The 18,224-nt window shown below is 62.7% G+C and carries 10 protein-coding genes; 7 read left to right on the top strand and 3 right to left on the bottom strand.

The genetic code is table 11. The features are described from left to right. Window positions 1–85: 85 nt before the first annotated feature. A complete protein-coding gene (locus R3F07_13785) occupies window positions 86–2,527 on the bottom strand; it encodes a hypothetical protein (protein ID MEZ5277446.1) in 2,442 nt (813 codons plus the stop codon). A gap of 430 nt (window positions 2,528–2,957) precedes the next feature. Here R3F07_13785 and R3F07_13790 point away from each other — a divergent pair, with 430 nt between their 5' ends. From R3F07_13790 to R3F07_13810, 5 genes are all read left to right on the top strand, one after another. Next, entirely contained in the window at window positions 2,958–6,353 is a 3,396-nt protein-coding gene (locus R3F07_13790) for an FG-GAP-like repeat-containing protein (protein MEZ5277447.1), read from the top strand. Then, complete coding sequence (locus R3F07_13795; GenBank protein ID MEZ5277448.1) at window positions 6,325–8,700, top strand: hypothetical protein; 2,376 nt, start codon at window positions 6,325–6,327, stop codon at window positions 8,698–8,700. The genes R3F07_13790 and R3F07_13795 overlap by 29 nt, the downstream gene beginning before the upstream one ends. A gap of 135 nt (window positions 8,701–8,835) precedes the next feature. Beyond that, window positions 8,836–9,021, top strand: coding sequence for a DUF5989 family protein (locus tag R3F07_13800; GenBank protein ID MEZ5277449.1), 186 nt, complete (start codon window positions 8,836–8,838; stop codon window positions 9,019–9,021). Between the two features lie 3 nt (window positions 9,022–9,024). Continuing rightward, window positions 9,025–12,117, top strand: coding sequence for a VCBS repeat-containing protein (locus R3F07_13805; GenBank protein MEZ5277450.1), 3,093 nt, complete (start codon window positions 9,025–9,027; stop codon window positions 12,115–12,117). Further along, window positions 12,096–12,752, top strand: a complete 657-nt coding sequence (locus tag R3F07_13810) for a CRTAC1 family protein (GenBank protein MEZ5277451.1) — start codon at window positions 12,096–12,098, stop codon at window positions 12,750–12,752. Before R3F07_13805 ends, R3F07_13810 begins: the two co-directional genes overlap by 22 nt. Before the next feature lie 69 nt (window positions 12,753–12,821). On the opposite strand, the gene R3F07_13815 is transcribed toward R3F07_13810, so the two are convergent. Both R3F07_13815 and R3F07_13820 read right to left on the bottom strand, forming a co-directional pair. Further along, window positions 12,822–14,255: a tetratricopeptide repeat protein gene (locus R3F07_13815; protein MEZ5277452.1), complete on the bottom strand. Its 1,434-nt coding sequence runs from the start codon at window positions 14,253–14,255 to the stop codon at window positions 12,822–12,824. Further along, the gene (locus tag R3F07_13820) at window positions 14,252–15,583 is read right to left on the bottom strand and encodes a VCBS repeat-containing protein (GenBank protein MEZ5277453.1); all 1,332 of its coding nucleotides are present in this window, start codon (window positions 15,581–15,583) and stop codon (window positions 14,252–14,254) included. The genes R3F07_13815 and R3F07_13820 overlap by 4 nt, the downstream gene beginning before the upstream one ends. Window positions 15,584–15,871: 288 nt before the next feature. Between R3F07_13820 and R3F07_13825 the strand changes: the two genes are divergently transcribed. Together R3F07_13825 and R3F07_13830 are read left to right on the top strand one after the other, a co-directional pair. Then, window positions 15,872–16,915 (top strand): LacI family DNA-binding transcriptional regulator, encoded by a 1,044-nt coding sequence (locus R3F07_13825; protein MEZ5277454.1) that lies wholly within the window; start codon window positions 15,872–15,874, stop codon window positions 16,913–16,915. Window positions 16,916–16,959: 44 nt separating this feature from the next. After that, complete coding sequence (locus R3F07_13830; protein ID MEZ5277455.1) at window positions 16,960–18,219, top strand: vanadium-dependent haloperoxidase; 1,260 nt, start codon at window positions 16,960–16,962, stop codon at window positions 18,217–18,219. The last annotated feature ends 5 nt before the right edge of the window (window positions 18,220–18,224 follow it).

The raw sequence follows: 18,224 nt of genomic DNA on the forward strand, positions 1-18,224 counted from the left end.
GCCGGCGCGACCGCAGAGGCCTCCAGAAGCGTTTACCTGATTCGTGATGTCTGTTCATTTCCATCAGTAACGCTGCACCAGGGGTTCACAATCCAACCCTCATTTCCTCCGGCAGAAGCTGCAGGGCGATCGAATGCAGTCCGGGATCGGCAAACTCGAGGTTGAACGCCGCGACCAGGGAGACAAACCGAAACAGGAGAACGGTGGAGAGGGAACGGACGGATTCTTCGTCGGCCTCCTCCAGGCAGATTTCAACCTGTTCGCGGGCAATGGTGCCTGACTTGAACTGGGCAAGCACGACCGCGAGGCTGACGCGTCGGTCCCAGTCCAGATAATCCCCCATCCCGCCTTCCAGCAGGGACAGGATCTGCTCCATGTCTGAGCGGAATTGGGCCGGGTCGCGTTGGACGATGGCGATCTGCGCCCGCGCGACCAATGCGTTCAGGTCGCCGGGAAAAGAGTGTTCGAGAGCCTGGCCGACGGAGATGGCGGCTTCTGCTTGTCGCATCTCGAGAAAGTACTCGGCGAGCCGACCGAGGGAGGTCGCGTTGTCCTGGACTTCGACCACCCTGAAAATGGCGGCGTAGTCGTCTTCAAATCCCGCCACCTGCGGAAGCTGGTAGGAAAGGGGAGAGAGCCACCGGGGAGGCAGCCAACGGTGGAGCATGGCCATGAGGGTGCTCGATTCTTCGGTCGCGCCAATGCGGGCATACTCATCGAGGTAGCCATCCCACGATGGTATGATGATATGAGTCAGCTTGCGGCTTTCGGCCAGGGCTTTGGCTTCGTCCGCGGAAGTCGCCGCGGCGACACGGACGGCGGCGACAAATCCATCGGGATTTCCCAGGTAGGGAGTGCTCAGAACGGAGAGTCCACCGTGGAAGATGAGGGAGACGCTCAGGTTGGGCGGAGCGAGAACATTGGCGCCGGCGGATCCCACCCGACGGGCGAGCCAATGTGAGAGATTCCGTTCCACCAGGGCTGTCACTTCGGCTTCAGAGAGCGCCGGATCGGAGGCGGCCCGGGCATGGGTGAAGTGGAGCCATGGCCCGGGGCTGAGGACCAAAACGGTGAGCGCTCCCCAGACCCAGTTGATGGGGAGTCTGCGCCGGGAGGAGTCCGGGAGGCTCATCGACGTAACCAGCAACGGGACGAGCAGGACGGTGGCCATCGGCCACCAGACCGGCTGAAAAAAGGCCATTCCAAAGGCAATTCCGACCGGTCCCCAGGCAATCAGCGCGCGGGCGAGACCTTCCGGATTTCCGGCTCCGCTCCAGAGGGAAAGAACGGATGGAAGGAAGAGGATGAACGGGAGAACCGTCGCCAGGGTGACGACGCCCACATTGTGGCGGGTGGTCCACTCGAGGAGATTGGATTCGAGGATGGTCCCGGGCAGGCTGGTCCCGGCGGCGCTGAACGGAAGAAATTCCCAGGCGCTGTTCAGGATCATCAGGACCGGCAGCAGGAGCATTCCCAGAACGGCGACCGCGATCCTGAGCGGGCTTCGATCTGCCTTAGGCCGGGTTTTTGCCATCCCGGCCGACACACGGCAGAGCACTTCGCCGACCGCCATCCAGGCGATGGCAAAGACGGGGTGGTTTCCCTTGAGGTCCAGCCAGTCCAGATGACCGGGGAAGTACTCGATAAGGTAGAGAAGGAGGGAGACAATCCCGCCGGCCAGCCCCCACCGACGCCAGTTGGAAGGACGGCCACCGGCGATGACGAAGCCGAGTATTGGAAAAGCGGATACGCAGATCGCACTGGCGGCGATGCCGATCAGGACCGGTGCCTGCAGGGTGAGGTTTGTCCAGAGCCCCAGCGCGCCGAACCCGCCGGCCAGAACAAAGGCAAAGCCGTCCGACCGGTCCTGCGGCTTCGCCGGATCCCGGCCCGCCGCGGGGCGCGACAGGGTGACGAGGGGGAGCACGCTCCAGAGGGCGAACACGAGGGACAGGTGTTCACTGGTTGGACGCCCTCCGAGCATGACCTCGGTCAGGGGAAAGGCGGTCGCGAGCAGGAGGATGGTCAGGATTCCGGCGAGGAAGGTGTTTCGTCGGATCACGTAGACCCCGGTCAGCAGCAGGAGAAGGAGGTGAAGGAACGGGCCGGCCAGAAGCCCCGCCCTTTCGACGGCAAGCGCGACGGAACGGCCGGACCAGAGATGATCCACCGTCGCGCCGGCGGCCAGCCACCAGCGGTAGGCGGAGGGTGAGTCGACCTCCCGTCCATGGGGGGCATTGTCATAGTCGACGTGACGCAGGCGCCAGGGCCCGGTGGCCATCATCTGCCCGGTCTGGAGGAGCCACTGGTAACTCTCGCTGCTGTTCTCGGGAAGCATCAGAATCCTCAGACCATCCTCGTAGCCGGTGGGGGATTGAGGATCGGCCCGGATCTCACTTCCACCGGCCAATCCCGAAAGGTAATCGATCCGCTTGAGTCGCGCCTGGTTCACCCAGGTCAGCCAGGCGACGGAGAGGGCAATGACCGAGAGGGCGATCGGAATCAGGAGGTTTCGAGAGAGTTGCATGCTTGGAGTCTTGAGAAAGTGGAGAGGCCGCGGGGCGATCCGCTCGTATTCTTCGACGATTCCGGCTCGCGCAGCGCTCCTGCCGGCCGGCAATGAAAAACTCTCGGAATCCGCGCCGAAAAAGGCGAGTCAATTGGTGCCGTTTCGAGATTGGGCGACGGATGATGGGCCGGAGCGCAAGAGCGGGCGGCTCCTGCGGTTGGCGGGAGGATGCTTCGGGGATCAAGAACCGCAGCCGAGCCATCGGCGGCATGAGGACAGGGGGGCGGGAATTCACCTCCCGCGGCCGGGCCTCTGAGGCAATTCCTTGACTTGGAAGGGGGATGACCGACCATGCTAGACCTTGAATTCCGGGTGGGTGGATGGATGCCCCATCGGCATTGTGAGAAGCCTCCTGGAATTGAAAGAATAGCCCGAGGTTCCCGTACGCATGTCCGCTTCCCGTCTGTATCTTGTCTTCCCGATCCTCAAGATGTTCCTGACAGTCGATCCTCTGTCGGGTGCCGGCGGATTGCAGGAGGCTCCGCTCAATCGGCTTTCGACGCCGGAAGGGGAAGCGCTGTTCACCGAACTGTCACCGGAGAGAACGGGTATCGTCACGGTTAACGATTATGCGGATCCCCGGATGTGGGGTGACCGCTACCAGGAATTCGCCCTCGGTGGTTTCGGAACCGGCGTGGCGATCGGCGACTACGATTCCGATGGTCGGCCCGATCTGTTCATCGTGAGCAAGACCGAGTCCTGCCGCCTGTTCCGGAACCTGGGGGATTTCCGCTTCGAGGATGTCACGGAAGCAGCCGGTCTGGCGGGAGCGCCGAAAGGGTGGGTCAAGCGATTCAAGGGCTGGGTGGGCCTGGGGGATGAGGCCGAGGAGAACCCGGTCGAGGCCTGGAAACAGGGTGCCACTTTTGCCGATGTCAATAATGACGGCCGACTCGACATTTATGTCTGCCGGTTCGGACACCCCAATTGGCTGTTCATCAACCAGGGGGACGGGCGCTTCAGCGAGGAGGCCGAAGCCCGCGGACTCGCCGTGATCGATGCCTCGGGCATGGCGGCCTTCTGTGATTATGACCGTGACGGCTGGCTGGACGTATTCATCCAGACGAATATGTATGATGCCCGCACGGCGTCGTCGGGGCAGAAGGACTACCTCTTCCGAAACCGGGGAGACGGGACCTTTGAGGATGTCTCCCCCCGGATCGGCATACCGAACCCCACCCTGGCTCATTCCGCCATCTGGTGGGACTATGACAACGACGGTTGGCCGGATCTCTACCTGGCCAACGATTTCGCGGGTGCCGACTCCCTTTGCCGGAACAATCGTGACGGAACCTTCACCGACGTCATCCACGAGGTCGTCCCGATGATGCCCTATTCCTCGATGGGCTCGGACCTCGGTGATGTGAACAATGACGGGCTCATTGATTTCTTCGTGGCGGACATGGCGGTGACGGCTCACGAACGGGATCAGAGAGGGATGGCCACGTCGCGCGATTTGAGCCGGGCCGACGCCGACAGCCCGGTATTGGCCCCGCAGTTTCCCCGCAACGCCCTTTTCCTCAACACCGACACCGGACGGATGCTGGAAGGGGCGGTCATGGCCGGGTTGGCAGCCACGGACTGGACCTGGTCGCCCCGTCTGGAGGACCTCGACAATGACGGGCGGCTGGATCTGTTCGTGACCAACGGGATGAATCGCGAATACCAGAATGCGGACCTGCGGGAGCGGATTATTCTGGCGGAGAGCCTCTCCGAACGGATGCGCCTGATGCGGGAAAGCCCGGAACTGACCGAGCCGAACCTGGCCTTCCGAAACCTGGGTGATCTGCAGTTCGAATCGGTCGGACCCGAGTGGGGTCTGAATCATTCCGGCGTGAGCTTCGGGACGGCCTTCGGCGACCTGGATGGCGACGGTGATCTCGACATTGTCTTCAGCAACTACCAGGCGGGGGTCAAGGTGATGAGAAACGACGGTGTTGCCGGAAATCGCGTGATCATCGGACTCTCCGGAAACCAATCCAATCGGTTCGGGGTGGGGGCGATTGTCGAGCTGGAGACAGCTTCGGGGGTGCAGGTGCGGCCGCTGGTTCTGGCGCGCGGCTACCTTTCCAACAGCGAACCTGTCTGTCATTTCGGACTGGGGGAAGATACGCGGATTTCCCGTCTCACCGTGCGATGGCCGAGCGGCCACCGACAAACCTTTTCCGATCTGCCGGTCAACCGACGCTTTACCGTCACTGAACCGGACGGGTCGGCCCCGCTCGAGGAGGTGGGTGGAGCGATCACGAAGAGTCTGCTTGAGGAAATCGGTGAGTCAGTGGGATTGCGGCTTCCGACGACCGAGCGCCTGCTTTCCGGCGAAAGCGAACAGCCATTGATACCTTTCCGATTCGACCGGCGCGGTCCGTCGATCGCGGTGGGGGATCTCAACGGCGACGGCCTCGACGACGTGGTCCTTGCGGCCACCTCGGCGGAGCCTTCCCGAATCTGTTTGACGATGGCCGACGGAAGCTACGCGGTGGCCACCGCTCCCTGGTGGGATCCCGAGGCCGCCGTCAATGAAGGTCCGCTGGTGATTCTGGATGCAGACCGTGACGGGCGTAATGATATTGTGGTGACGCGGATGGGGTCGCGCCTGCCGGCCGGATCCCCCGGCTACCAGCCGGTCCTGTACCTGAATGCGGGAGGCGGACACTTTCGACCCGCGCCGGAGGGTTCCCTGCCGGTCCTGTCGATCAGCGTCGGGGCCATGGTGACGGCGGACTTCAACCATGACGGACAGGCGGACCTCTTCATCGGGGGAAGGGTGGAACCCGGCGAATACCCGACGGCTCCCCCGAGCGTCCTTCTGATCAATCGGGGCGGCAGGTTTGACAATGTGACCGGGGACCTCGCGGCCGGCCTGGACCGGGTCGGCATGGTAAGCGCTGCCCTGGCCAGTGATGTTGACGGCGACGGATGGACGGATCTGGTCCTGGCCCTTGATTGGGGAGGGATCCGCTATTGGGGGAATCGATCGGGCCAGGGATTCGTGGACCGGACCGACGCAGCCGGCTTTGACGCGATCGGCCCGGGTTGGTGGAACGCGCTGGCGTCGGGAGACTTCAACGGCGACGGGCGGGCGGACTATGCCGTTGGGAATGTCGGTCTCAATACGGTCTACAGTTACTTTCCGGGTCGAACGGCCCAGATATTCTACGGTCGGTTTGACCGCCGACCCCGGAACCTTTTGATCGAGGGCTATGAGGAGGATGGTCTACTCTTTCCCCGGAGGACCTTCAGAGCACTGAGCCGGGAGATGCCTGTTTTGCGGAGGAAATTCAAGTCCAACAACGACTATGCCGGGGCAACCCTGGGCGAGATCCTGGGTGACGAGGCTCTGGCCGCAGCCGATCACTATGTGGCCGGTGAGTTCCGCAGCGGTGTTTTCCTCAGTCGTCCAGATGGGTCCTTCACCTTTGTCCCTTTCCCCCGATTGGCGCAGATTTCGCCGATCACGGGGATGGTGGCGGGAGATTTTGATGGTGACGGCAACGCCGACATCATTGCGGTCCAGAACCTGTACACCCCAATTGATTATGTCGGAAGGTTTGCCGGAGGTCTGGGACAGCTTCTGCTCGGTGATGGCCTTGGCGGATTCCGGGCGGTTCCGCCAAAGGAGAGTGGATTGATTGTCCCGGGAGACGCGAAAGCGGTTGCGCCGCTCAATCGCAATCAAGGGGTAACGCCGGAGATCTTCGTTTCACGCAACAACAGCAGCACCCTGGTCTTCCGCCGGACGGAAACTCCTGCCGATGGTCGCGCGCCTCCGGCCCATCGATGATCCCGCCCGGCATCCGATGAAGACCTGGAGTTTGCGCCTGGCCCTGGCGGTCCTTCTTCCGCTCGCGTTTTTCCTCCTCCTCGAGGCCGGACTGCGGATCGGCGGATTCGACCGGGATACACGTTTTTTCATCCCGGATGAGCAACCGGGCTTTCTCCGGACGAATCCACGCTATACCGAGCTGTTTTTTCCGGCTTCTTTTGGTCTGAAGCCGCTGAATTTCCGGGTGAAGAAGGAGAAGCCGGCCGGGAGTATCCGTATTCTGGTGATCGGTGAATCCGCCGCGATGGGCGTGCCGGAGCCCGGATTTTCGCTATCTCCGCAGATGAAGGCATATCTCGAGTCGGTCCTTCCGGACCGGCAGATTGAGGTCCTCAATCTCGGGGTGACCGCGGTCAATTCGCACGTGATCCGGCACCTGGCCAGGCAGGCGGTCGAACTCCATCCCGACCTGCTGGTGATCTACATGGGCAACAACGAGGTGGTGGGGCCGTTTGGTCCGAGTTCGGCCACAACCCTGGGCATGCCGCCGTTGCCCCTGATCCGCGCCAGCATCGCGCTCCGGAGCACACGATCCGGCCAGCTCCTGGAGCGCCTGATCGGACGAGCGGGCGCGGTTGGTGGCAAATTCCGGGAGTGGCGGGGCATGGAAATGTTCGCCGGTCATACCGTCGGGGCGGAGGATCCGCGGATGGAGGCGGTCTACGGGAATTTCCGGAGCAACCTGGAGTCGATCCTGTCGGTCGCGAGGAGCCATGGAATCCGCACCGTTCTTTCGACCGTCGCCGTCAATGTTCGGGACAGTTCACCCTTCGCTTCGCTTCACCATCCGTCCATCCTGGCGGGGGACGTCGAGGCCTGGTCCGGGTATTTTGGGAAGGCCCGATTGGCGGAGGGAAGGGAGGCGCAGGACGAAGCACGGGATCTGTTGCGTAAGGCTCTTGAGCACAGTCCTCAACATGCCGACACGCACTTTCTGCTGGCCCGGATCCTGGAAAGGGAAGGCGATGCGAACGGCGCCCGCCTCCATTACCTTGAGGCCCTTCAGTGGGATGCCTTGCGTTTCCGCGCCGACGCAGAAATCAATTCCATCATCCGGGAGGTTGCGGCTGAATATCCGGAGTGGTGCCGACTGGTCGATGCGGCCAACCTGCTCGGAGCCGACAGCGGCTCGTCCACGAATCTGCCGGGTCGGGAATCCTTCTTTGAGCACGTCCACCTCAACTGGATGGGCAATTACCGCCTGGCGGCGCTCCTGGCATCCGCATCGGTCGATCTGCTCGGGTTTGGTGAGCCCGGGGGTGACGACCGGCTGGCGTGGGACTATTGTGCCAATCGGATCGGTCTGACCGATTCGGGTCGGGCCATGATGTTGATGGGGATGGATGGACTCGCCTCAAGGCCGCCCTTTACCGGCCAGATGAACCATGCCCTGGATCGAAAGCGGCTCTTGAGTGAGATCGCCGCGGTGAACGGACTCCTGGCCGAACCGGGTCGACTGCAGGAGGATGTCGAGCGGGTTGAGGGCGCCCTGCGGGCCCAACCTGATGATCCCTTTCTCCATTTCCACGCCGCAACGCTCAATGCACGGATCGGCAAGACCCGCCGTGCCCTGGAACTGAGCAAGGAGCTCGAGCAGCTCGAGCCCCCATCGCCGGAGCAGGCCGTCCAGCGGGCCTACCTGCTGGCGGAACTCGGCCGAAAGAGGGAAGCCGAGGTTCTTCTCCTGGAGACGGCGGAGGAAAGTCCGTATTATTTTCAGACCTACAGTCTGCTCGGAGCGCTTTGGGCTGATCGGTCGACGATCGACCGGGCGTTGTCCTATTTCTCCGATCTGGTGGTCCGGATGCCGACGAGCCTGGGCGCCCGGCACACCTATGCCCGCCTGTTGGACTTGAGCGGAAATAGCCCGGGAGCGGAAAACCAATGGCTGGAAATCCTTGCCTTGGTTCCGGATGACGAAGGGGCCCTTGCTCCACTGGTCGAGCGGCGTATGCGAGGTGGTGAGCGATCGCAGGCGATCCGGCTGATGCAGAGGGCGTTTGATTACAACCCGCGGAGCCAGGCGAACAATGCCCGTCTGGTTGAGGTTTTTGACCCGGTGACTTCCCCGGAGCAATCCGTGGTTTACCTGACGGCCTTGACCGAGAGCGGTCCGGTCGGTCCGGCAGTCTTTCTGCAACTGGCGGACGTCCTCAACCGTCTCGGCCGCAGTGAAGAAAGCCTGGTCGCTCTCTACCGGGCGCGTGCCACGGCGGGCGAGTCGGGGCAGGAGGAACTGTCCAGAATGATCGGGGAGGCGATTCGTGCCGGCCGGAACCCGGCCCCGGCCATCCCGGGGATCTGAAATCGATGGGACCTTCGGTTATCGGCGACCTGCGATGGCTGATGGTCTTGGCTTGCGGCAGCGGGCGGGGGTTCCAAGCTGTCTGCAATCCCCGGGAGATGCCGAGAGGCCTCCCGTTCGATCCCAAGGAAGCCATTGAACCACACCGAGCCCGGAAAGGACAGACCGAAGCCGCGCACTCTGCTCGTGCGGGGGCTCGATTTTGTGTGGCAGAACAAGAAATGGTGGATGATACCGATCGTCGGTCTTCTCATCCTTCTCGGGTTGTTGGTCGCCATCGGTGGCTCGGGGGTGGCGCCCTTCATTTATTCAATGCGGTAAATCGTGTCAGTAGTGTGGAAAGGTTTTCTCCGGATGGGCATGCCGGTGGTCGAGCGGGTTGGACTCATTCTCGCCGGCCGGGGTGGGCGTCTTGCGCGCGGGGCCGGACCCGGTCTGGCCGGATGCCTGGTGGTCCTTGCCCTCCTGGCGGCTCCTGCCCGGGCGGGCGGGATGGATGGTCTGGATGAACAGACGTTGTCACCCCGTTCGACCCCTTCGGGCCCGACTCTTTTCACCCGGCTCGCTCCCGAGGAAACCGGGGTGATGGCGGAGAATCTCTACGACGACCCGAGGATGTGGAACGAACGGTACCGGGAGCTGGTTTTCGGAGCCCTTGGCACGGGTGTCGCCGTCGGTGACTTCGACAACGATGGCAGGCCGGACATCTTTGTGGTCTGCAAGACCCGACAGCCCCGGCTCTTCCGTAATCTGGGCAATTGGGAATTCGAGGATGTGACCGAGGCGGCGGGTCTGGCATCGGGTCCCTCGGGCGTGCGAGCGCGAATCCGGGGATGGTTGGGGATGGAAACGGATGCGGCGGTTGATCCGACCGAGTGGAAGCAGGGCGCGGCGTTCGTGGACGTAAACAACGACGGATTCCTCGACCTTTATCTCTGCCGGTTTGCCGCACCCAACCTTCTCTACATCAACCAGGGCGACGGCCGGTTCCGGGAAGAGGCGCAGGCACGTGGTCTCGCGGTCGCGGATGCATCCGGCATGGGTGCTTTCCATGATTATGATCGTGACGGTTGGCTCGACCTCTACCTGCAGACGAACATGCTTGATTTTGACGCCAGTCCCGGCGGTCAGCGGGATTATCTCTTCCACAACCGGGGGGATGGCACCTTCGAGAATGTCACGGACCCGGCCGGAATCGGCGGCGCGACGGCGGGCCACTCGGCCACCTGGTGGGATTACGACAATGACGGTTGGCCCGACCTCTACGTGGCGAACGACTTCGCGACGCCCGACTCCCTCTATCGAAACAATCGTGACGGCACCTTCACCAATGTTCTCGATGAGGTGGTCCCGCATACCCCTTATTATTCGATGGGCGCGGATGCCGGGGATGTGAACAATGACGGATGGATCGACCTCCTCGTCGCGGATATGGCGTCGACCACCCACGAGAAGGATCAGCGCAGCATGGCGGGATCGCGGGTCCGGGGGCAGATGGACCCCGAGGATGAGCGGACGCCGCCCCAGTACATGCGCAATGCGCTCTACCTGAATACGAATACCGGGGTGGTTCTGGAGGCGGCCCAGATGGCCGGGATCGACGCCACCGATTGGACCTGGTCGCCCCGTTTCGAGGATTTCGACAATGACGGGCGGATCGATCTGTTCGTGACGAACGGCATGATTCGCGAATTCCATGGATCGGACCTTCTTGAGCGGATCATGGTCAGTGAGGATCTGGCGGCCCCGGTCCGGATCATGCGTGAAAGTCCGGTTCTGAACGAAACCAACATCGCCTTCCGCAATCTCGGTGACCTGCGCTTTGAGAATTCCGGCAAGTCCTGGGGGCTTGATCAGAACGGGGTGAGTTTCGGGTCCGCCACGGGTGACTTCGACGGGGACGGGGATCTCGATCTTGTCTTTGGGAATATGGATGCCTTCCCGACGGTTTTGCGAAATGATGGGAACGGGGGTAATCGCGTGGTGATCCAGCTGCGTGGAGTGGAGTCGAACCGGTTCGGGGTGGGGGCGCGAGTGAGGATCGAGACGGTTTCGGGTGTGCAAACGCGCCAGCTGGTGATCGCGCGGGGCAATCTGTCGAGCAGTGAGCCGGTCCTGCACTTTGGAACAGGTGAAGATAATCGGATCGGCCGCCTGAGGGTCGAGTGGCCCGGCGGTCGTGTGCAGGAGTATGAGGATCTGCCGGTCAATCGGAAGTTCGTCATCACCGAGACGGCTTCGGCCGGGCGGGCGCAGGATGAACCTCTTCGGCCAGGCGATGGACCGCCGCAGTTTGCCGAGGTTGCGGACCGGATCGGGTTTCATTTTATGGCGGATCAGGGGGAAATCGACGAATTCGGCCGGCAGCCATTCCTGCCCATGAAGCAGAATCTGCGCGGTCCCTCCCTGGCGGTGGGCGACCTGGACGGAGATGGACGCGACGATATCCTCGTGGGTGGCTCCAACCGGGTCCCGCTCCGGGCCTTTATCGGGCGATCCGGCGGTCATTTTGATCCGGATCCCGGGCACGGTTCGGCTCATCCCGGTGTGCTCAACGACGGTCCCCTGCTCATCGCGGATTTCAGCGGTGATGGCATCATGGACATTCTGCGCACCCGCTCGGGGGTGGCCCAGCCGGCAGGATCCGCGGCCTACCAGCCCGAGATCGTCACCGGTGGCCGTGATTCGCCCGAGCCCCTGGCCATTCCGGGCGCGAACCTCAGCGTGGGCGCGGCGGCGGCAGCCGATTTCGATCGAGATGGAGACCTGGATCTGTTCCTCGGCGCCCGGGTTGAGCCCGGGAAGTACCCGTTGTCTCCCTCCAGTCTCCTCCTGATCAATGACGAGGGGGCCTTTCATGACGTCACCCACGCGATTGCACCGGTGCTGGAATCCGTGGGCATGGTCACCGCGGCTTTGTGGACCGATGTGGACGGTGACGGATGGCCCGACCTTCTCCTTGCGGTGGAGTGGGGCCCGATTGTCGTGTTGCGCAACTGCGAAGGCGCTTTCTTTGAGGATCGATCAGCCGCCTTCGGCTTTGCGTCGGCCGGTGAAGGCTTCTGGAGCTCGCTGGCAGCGGCTGATTTCAACGGGGATGGTCAGGTGGATTATGTCGTGGGAAATCTCGGCCTGAACACGCCCTACCACGCCTCGATGGAGGAACCCGCATTGCTCTACCTCGTCCGTCCCGGTTCGAGTGACAATTTCCGCATCGTCGAAGCCTATTATGAAGACGGGAACGTCTATCCCAGACGGACCCGGGCCGAATTGGGCGGGAGTTCCGCTGGATTCGACGCCAGTTCCCTCGAAACAGTGATTTCGCGACGGCCGGGCTGGATGAGATCATCGGAAAGGACCGTCTGGCCGGGTCGAGGCGATTCCAGGTCACGGAATTGCGCAGTGGAGTCTTTCTGAGCGGACCGGAGGGGGGCTTCCACTTTTCCCCCCTCCCGCGTCTGGCGCAGATTGCGCCGATCGAGGGCATGGCCGCCGGGGACTTCGACGGAGACGGGAGGGCGGATATCCTGGCTCTCCACAATTCACATGCGCCCACCCGGGTGTTGGGTCGTTTTGACGGCGGAATCGGCGTGTTCCTGCGGGGAGACGGGGAAGGCGGGTTCGCCCTTGTCCCTGCCGCGGAGTCCGGTCTTGTCGTGACCGGAGATTCGCGGGCGCTGGCCCTCATCGATCTGGACGGCAACGGGTGGCCGGATTTTCTGGCCACGCGAAACCGGGGGAAGGCACTTGCCCTGGAAAACCGGGGTATTCCCGGCCACCGGTCGTTTTCTGTCACCCTGGAGGGGCCGGCGGGGAATCCAACGGCGGTCGGTGCGCGAATTTCGGTGGATTGGGCCGACGGCCGGTCCGGGACCTCCGAAGTCCATGCAGGTTCGGGTTCTTTCAGCCAGTCGATCGCGTCGTTATTTTTTGGATACAAAGAAGGGGATCCTCCGATTCGTATCCGGGTGCGCTGGCCCTCTGGGCGGGAGACCGGGCATAATTTTACGCCTGAAGCGGCCGGGATCCGCCTGAAGTCACCGTCCCGTTGAACAGAGTCCGGCGGTCGCGCAGGAGACCGAGCCTCCGGGACTGCAGGTCATTGTCCCATTCGCGGCGGGCTACGGATTGGATCCGAACTGTTGCCGGTAGGCCGATTTGAGGCCGTTGATCCGGTCGGTGCCGACGCGCGGCTGGCGGGCGGCCTGTTCGATCCAGTGACGGGCCCGGGCTTGGTCGCCTGCCATGATGGCGTGGAAGGCCAGGGTCGAAAGTGCGATTGGGTTTTCGGGTTCGGCTGCGAGCGCCTCCTGCAGACGGGCGACTCCTTCCTCGATCCGATTCAGGTCGAAAAGGAAGGATGCGAGTTCGATCGACGCGTCCGCCTCATTGGGGCGGAGGGCGATCGAGACCTGGTACTCGCGGATGGCCCCGTCGACGTCGCTCGCCTGCTTGAGGCGGCGGGCATTCATCAGGTGAAGGCCGGGTGAATCGGGACAACGTCCCAGGCCGGTCGCCAAAACCCGGTCGGCGTCGGCGGAGCGCCCCAGACGGGTGAGAAGACCGCTCAGATAGGCCCATCCATCGGCGAAATCCGGGTCGAGTTCGGTGCAACGCTCGAGGTGACGGCGTGCCTGGTCGAGGTCGCCGACGTCCTGGAGGGTGAGGGCCAACTGGAAGTGAAGGGAGGCGCTCTGCGGCGCGAAGGTCAGTCCGCGCTCGAGGTAGCGGATGGCTGCCTTCGGATTGCCGCGATCGGCCGCTTCCCCGGCAATCAGGGTCAGGCGGTAGACATCATAGCAGTGCTGATAAAGAAGCTCCATCCACGGGTCCGGCGGATCCCGGTAGGCGCCGGAAGCCTTCTGCTTGGCGCGGACGAATTCCGCCCGGGATTCCAGACCGAGCTGCTGGTATACCGTGACGATCAGATCGTAGCCGAGTCGGTAATTGGTCTGCCCCACGACCTTCTCGAGGATCACTAGGGCAGACTCCCAATCGCCCGCTTCGAATTCGCAACGGGCGAGACCCAGAAGGGCGTGAGATTCGTTTGGGGATCGGTCGAGGACTCCCTGATAGGCCCCTCGTGCGTCATCGTATCGGCTTTGTTTGAGTAGGAGGTCGCCGGACCGGATCCGGGCCGGTAGGTAGTCGGGGGAAAGGCGGGTGACCCGACGAAACAGCTGGAGAGCGTCATCGGCATCGCCGAAACCCGAAAGAATGACCGCGTGGCGGTGGGGCCACTCGGGATTGCCGGGTTTCAGGTATTCGAGTGCGACATAACAGTGAATGGCTTCCGCGTAGAATCCGTTCGCGTGGTAGAGGCGGCTCAGGTTTCCGAGGGCGGTCTCGGGTTCATGGCCAGCCCGGACGGCCGCCTCGCATTCGCTGACGCGTTGCGGAAACTCCTCCGGCCACGCCGCCAGGTCCGGTGTGGGTGGTAGGGCCTGGCGCAGAACCTCGGTTCGCTGCCTGCTCGTCGTCCACCAGTAGCCGCCGGCCAAAGTCGCCATGGTGACCAGCGCGATCAGCGCGATGCCGACGGCTGGTTTCTTCATGGTGCCGTTCTCCGCCAGAGAGTAATCCGGGCAGAGTCTTCATACGGGGGAGTAACCGGGAAGCCACCGGTCACCAGCGAAGGTCGGTCGTCCTCTTCGAATCGCCCGACGGCGAGGGTGACCTGGTCGCGTGGTTGATAGGACAGAATGGTGGGTGTGAAGCTCATCCGGCCGTCATTGCGAAACCACATGAGGGCGACCACACCGGTTCCCTTCCGATCCCAGTCCGCATAGGCGCTGACCGCCACGATATCGGTGGCCCCGTCGCCGTCCAGATCGACCCCCACCGGGCTGTAGGCCCCGGGCAGATCGCCGACCCGGTGATACTGGAAGTAGCCATTGCCCTTGTTTTCAAACCATTGCACCCCGTGCCAGGGACGGGGACCGGGAACGGCCGACGGACCAAATCCATCCCCATTGGAATAGAGAATGTCGGGCCGCCCGTCCTTGTTCAGGTCGCTGACCGAGATCCCGCTGCTGCCATAATCCTCGTTGGTCGAACCCCAGATCCGCTTCTTCTCGAAGGTGCCGTTCCCCTTGTTCTGGAAATAGTAGACCTCCTCCCACTGCTGGGAAACGAGTGCGACGATATCGGGCAGGGCATCGCCATTGAAATCGTCGACGCAAACGTTGATCGCACCGGAGAGCTCGATCAGGACGTGTTCGCGGAAGGTCCAGAGTCCGGTTCGCTCCATCCAGATCACACGCCCCTGATCGTAGCCGAACTGGGCGACAGCCAGATCCATTCGCCCGTCCGCGTTAAAGTCGCCGGCCCGGGTATCCGTGACGCGGTAGGTGTTCTCGAGGATCTTGTGCGGGGTGAAGACCTGGTGGCCATCGTTTTCGAGGATGACGATTTCGCCGATCCGGTCGTTGTTGGGAAAGACAAAGCCCATCACGGATACCAGGAGGTCGAAGTCTCCATCGTCGTCCATGTCGGCCGCTTCGACGTGCACCGGCGCCTTCAGATCGCTTGAAACCACCTGTTCGTCAAAGACGCCTCGGCTCGTCTGTCTCAGCCAGAGGACCTGGTTGGTCCGGGCTTCGCAGGCGAGGACGTCGACGAGTCCATCCTGGTCCAGATCGCCGGTGTTCACGTTTGCGACCCAGGTGGGGCCGTCAAGCGGCTTGCCGATCGCCTGCATGCGCATGAAGTCGAGTGCCTCCGTCCGGTTGGATTTTTGCCCGCTCAGGGATGAGCTGCTGGAGAAGTCGGGAGCGGGTTTGCAGCCGGGCAGGACCAGGGCGAGGGCCCAGGCCGAGATTGACGCGGCTCGCAGGAGGATTTTCCGCGGATTCGCGGGAAAAGATCCGATGGGACTTCTCATGGGGGTCGACCATACGCGAAGTCGGGTTCTTGTCCACCCGCCTCGAGGAATTGCCCTGCGGAAGACCTCACGCTGTCCGGATCTGCGCGGCCTGAGCACAGACGGCCCGGCGGCCCGTCCCTACCCGATTCGCCAAAAGGTAGGGCGGGACCGCTGGGCCCGCCGTCAACCGATGGGCATCGTCAGCCCTCTATCCTTTTGAGCAGCGGTCTTCCTCCGAACATTTGACGGCGCCGGAATCCTTCGCCAATCTCTCACCATGCCCCATTCGTTTCGCGTTACCCCAAGATGAGCAAGGCGCGTGTGACCCTTGCCGATGTGGCTCGAAGAGCCGGTGTCCATCCGACGACCGTTTCAGTGGCGCTGCGCGACAGTCCCCGGATCCCCGAGAAGACGAGGGTGCGGTTGAAGCTGATTGCCGAGGAAATGGGTTATGTGCCGGATCCCGGGGCGCGTGCCCTGGCGGGCTACCGGGGGAATACGAACGCTCCGAGGTCGGTGATTCCCATCGGCTACATCACCAATTGGCATACGCGTTGGGGTTGGAAAGAGGTGACGGCCCACCCGGATTTCTTCGAGGGGGCGAGTCAGCGGGCGGCGGAGCTCGGACTCTCCATCGAGCACTTCTGGTTGCGGGAGCCGGGTCTGACCCACGGACGTCTCAGCCAGATCCTCGATTCCCGCGGGATCACCGGCATCATCATTGCATCGCACGTCCGGGAAATTGATGAAGAGCTGCAATTCGCCTGGGAACGGTTCAGTGCGGTCAAGATCGACTATTTTCCCCATTTCCCGGAGTTGGCGATGGTGACCAGTGACCAGATGAACGCGGTCCGCATCGCCGTGCAGAGGGCGTTGGCTGCGGGTTACCGGCGGATCGGCTTTGTCATGGACGACGGCTATGATATCACGGTGGATCGCCTTTGGAGCGCCGGTTTCGTCTGGGAACAGCAGGCGATTCATCCGGCAGACCGAATTCCGGCCTACATGATACCCGGGAATGCGCCGCTGAACGAGTGGATTCGTGAACACCGGCCCGATGTGATCATCGGCAAGGCAGAATGGGTATTGCCGACCCTGAACGGGATGGGTTTGGCGGTTCCCCGGGATATGAGTTTCATCGATGTGTTTCTCGAGGATGCCACCGGTGAGTTGGCCGGAGTCCGGCAGAATCACTGCTCGGTGGGTGCCGCCGCGGTCGATATTCTTTCCGGACTGATCCGTCACAATTCGCGGGGCATACCTGAAATCCCGATCCGCACATTAATCGAGGGTACGTGGGTGGATGGGCGCTCGTTACCCGGCAGACATGCCGTCAGCCGCACCCGGTGAACGCGACATTGACCTGACCGGCTCTCACGTATTGGGTGATTCCCATGAGTAGCAGAAGGGTTGTATGTGCGTTTCTCTACGGTTTGGTCCTGTCCACGTTCTCTGGCGCGGCCGCGGAAAATCCGATTCTCTCCTGGAACGAGGAAGTGGTCAACACGACCCGGCTTTCCCGGAATCCGGCACCGGTGGCCGCTCTTCATTTTGCGACGTTTCATGTAGCGCTGTTCGACACGGTGAACAGCTTCAGCGGCACCTATGAGGGCTGGTTGATCCATGACCGGGCTCCCGAGGGCGCGGATCCAGATGCGGCGGTGGCCAGTGCGGCGCGAACCGTGCTGGATGCCCTGTGGAAAGGCGAGGCCAATCCCCTGAATATCGAGGCCGCCTACCTTCGCGCCATCGAGCGGATACCGGAAGGGGCCTCCAGGGAGGCCGGGGTGGCCTGGGGACGGAAGGTCGCCGAGGCAGTCCTGACGGAGCGGGCCAGGACACCCCTATTGCCGCCCGAAGAGGACTATACCAGTACTGAACCCGGGATCTGGCGGGGGACGCCCCCGGGATTCCGGCCACCGGTGGCCCCACGGCTCGACGAGGTGAAGCCCTTTGTCGTGGAATCCGCCTCCCAGTTCAGGGCTCCGCCTCCACCGGCGTTCGACTCCCGGGAATACGCCGAAGAGATCGCTTATGTGAACCGGGTCGGGGCGCGGGATGGAGCCGAGCGCACGGAGTACCAGACCCTGAGCTCGCCCTTCTGGTCGGACGACCTCGGCACAGCCTCGCCTCCGGGACACTGGAATGTGATCGCACGGGATATCGTCAGGCACAGGGGACTCTCGACCCTGGAGACGGCTCGCCTCTATGCGCTGCTCAACATGGCGGCAGCCGACGCGGGCATCACCTGTTGGGAAACCAAGTACCACTACCGCATGTGGCGCCCGGAAACTGCCATCCGGGAGATGGATACATCGATGAATCCCTGGACTCAACAGAATCCCGATTTCATTCCAAATATGGCCTCGCCTGCTTTTCCATCCTACACGTCGGGCCACAGCACCTACACCGCGGCCATGACCCGGCTGCTCGAACGCTTCCTGGGAACCGATGAGGTCGAGTTCACCTGCACCTCGGACGGCTTGCCGGGCGCGGTCCGCTCCTTCCGCAGACTCTCGGAGGCGCGGAACGAAGTGGGCATGAGCCGGATCTGGGGCGGCATCCACATCATGTCCGACAATCTCGAGGGCCAGAAGGCCGGTATCCGGGTTGCGGATTGGGTATTCGAACATAGCCTGCTTCCTTTGGACTGACTCAA

The organism is Opitutaceae bacterium (assembly GCA_041395105.1).
In the GTDB taxonomy this organism is placed as follows: domain Bacteria; phylum Verrucomicrobiota; class Verrucomicrobiia; order Opitutales; family Opitutaceae; genus B12-G4.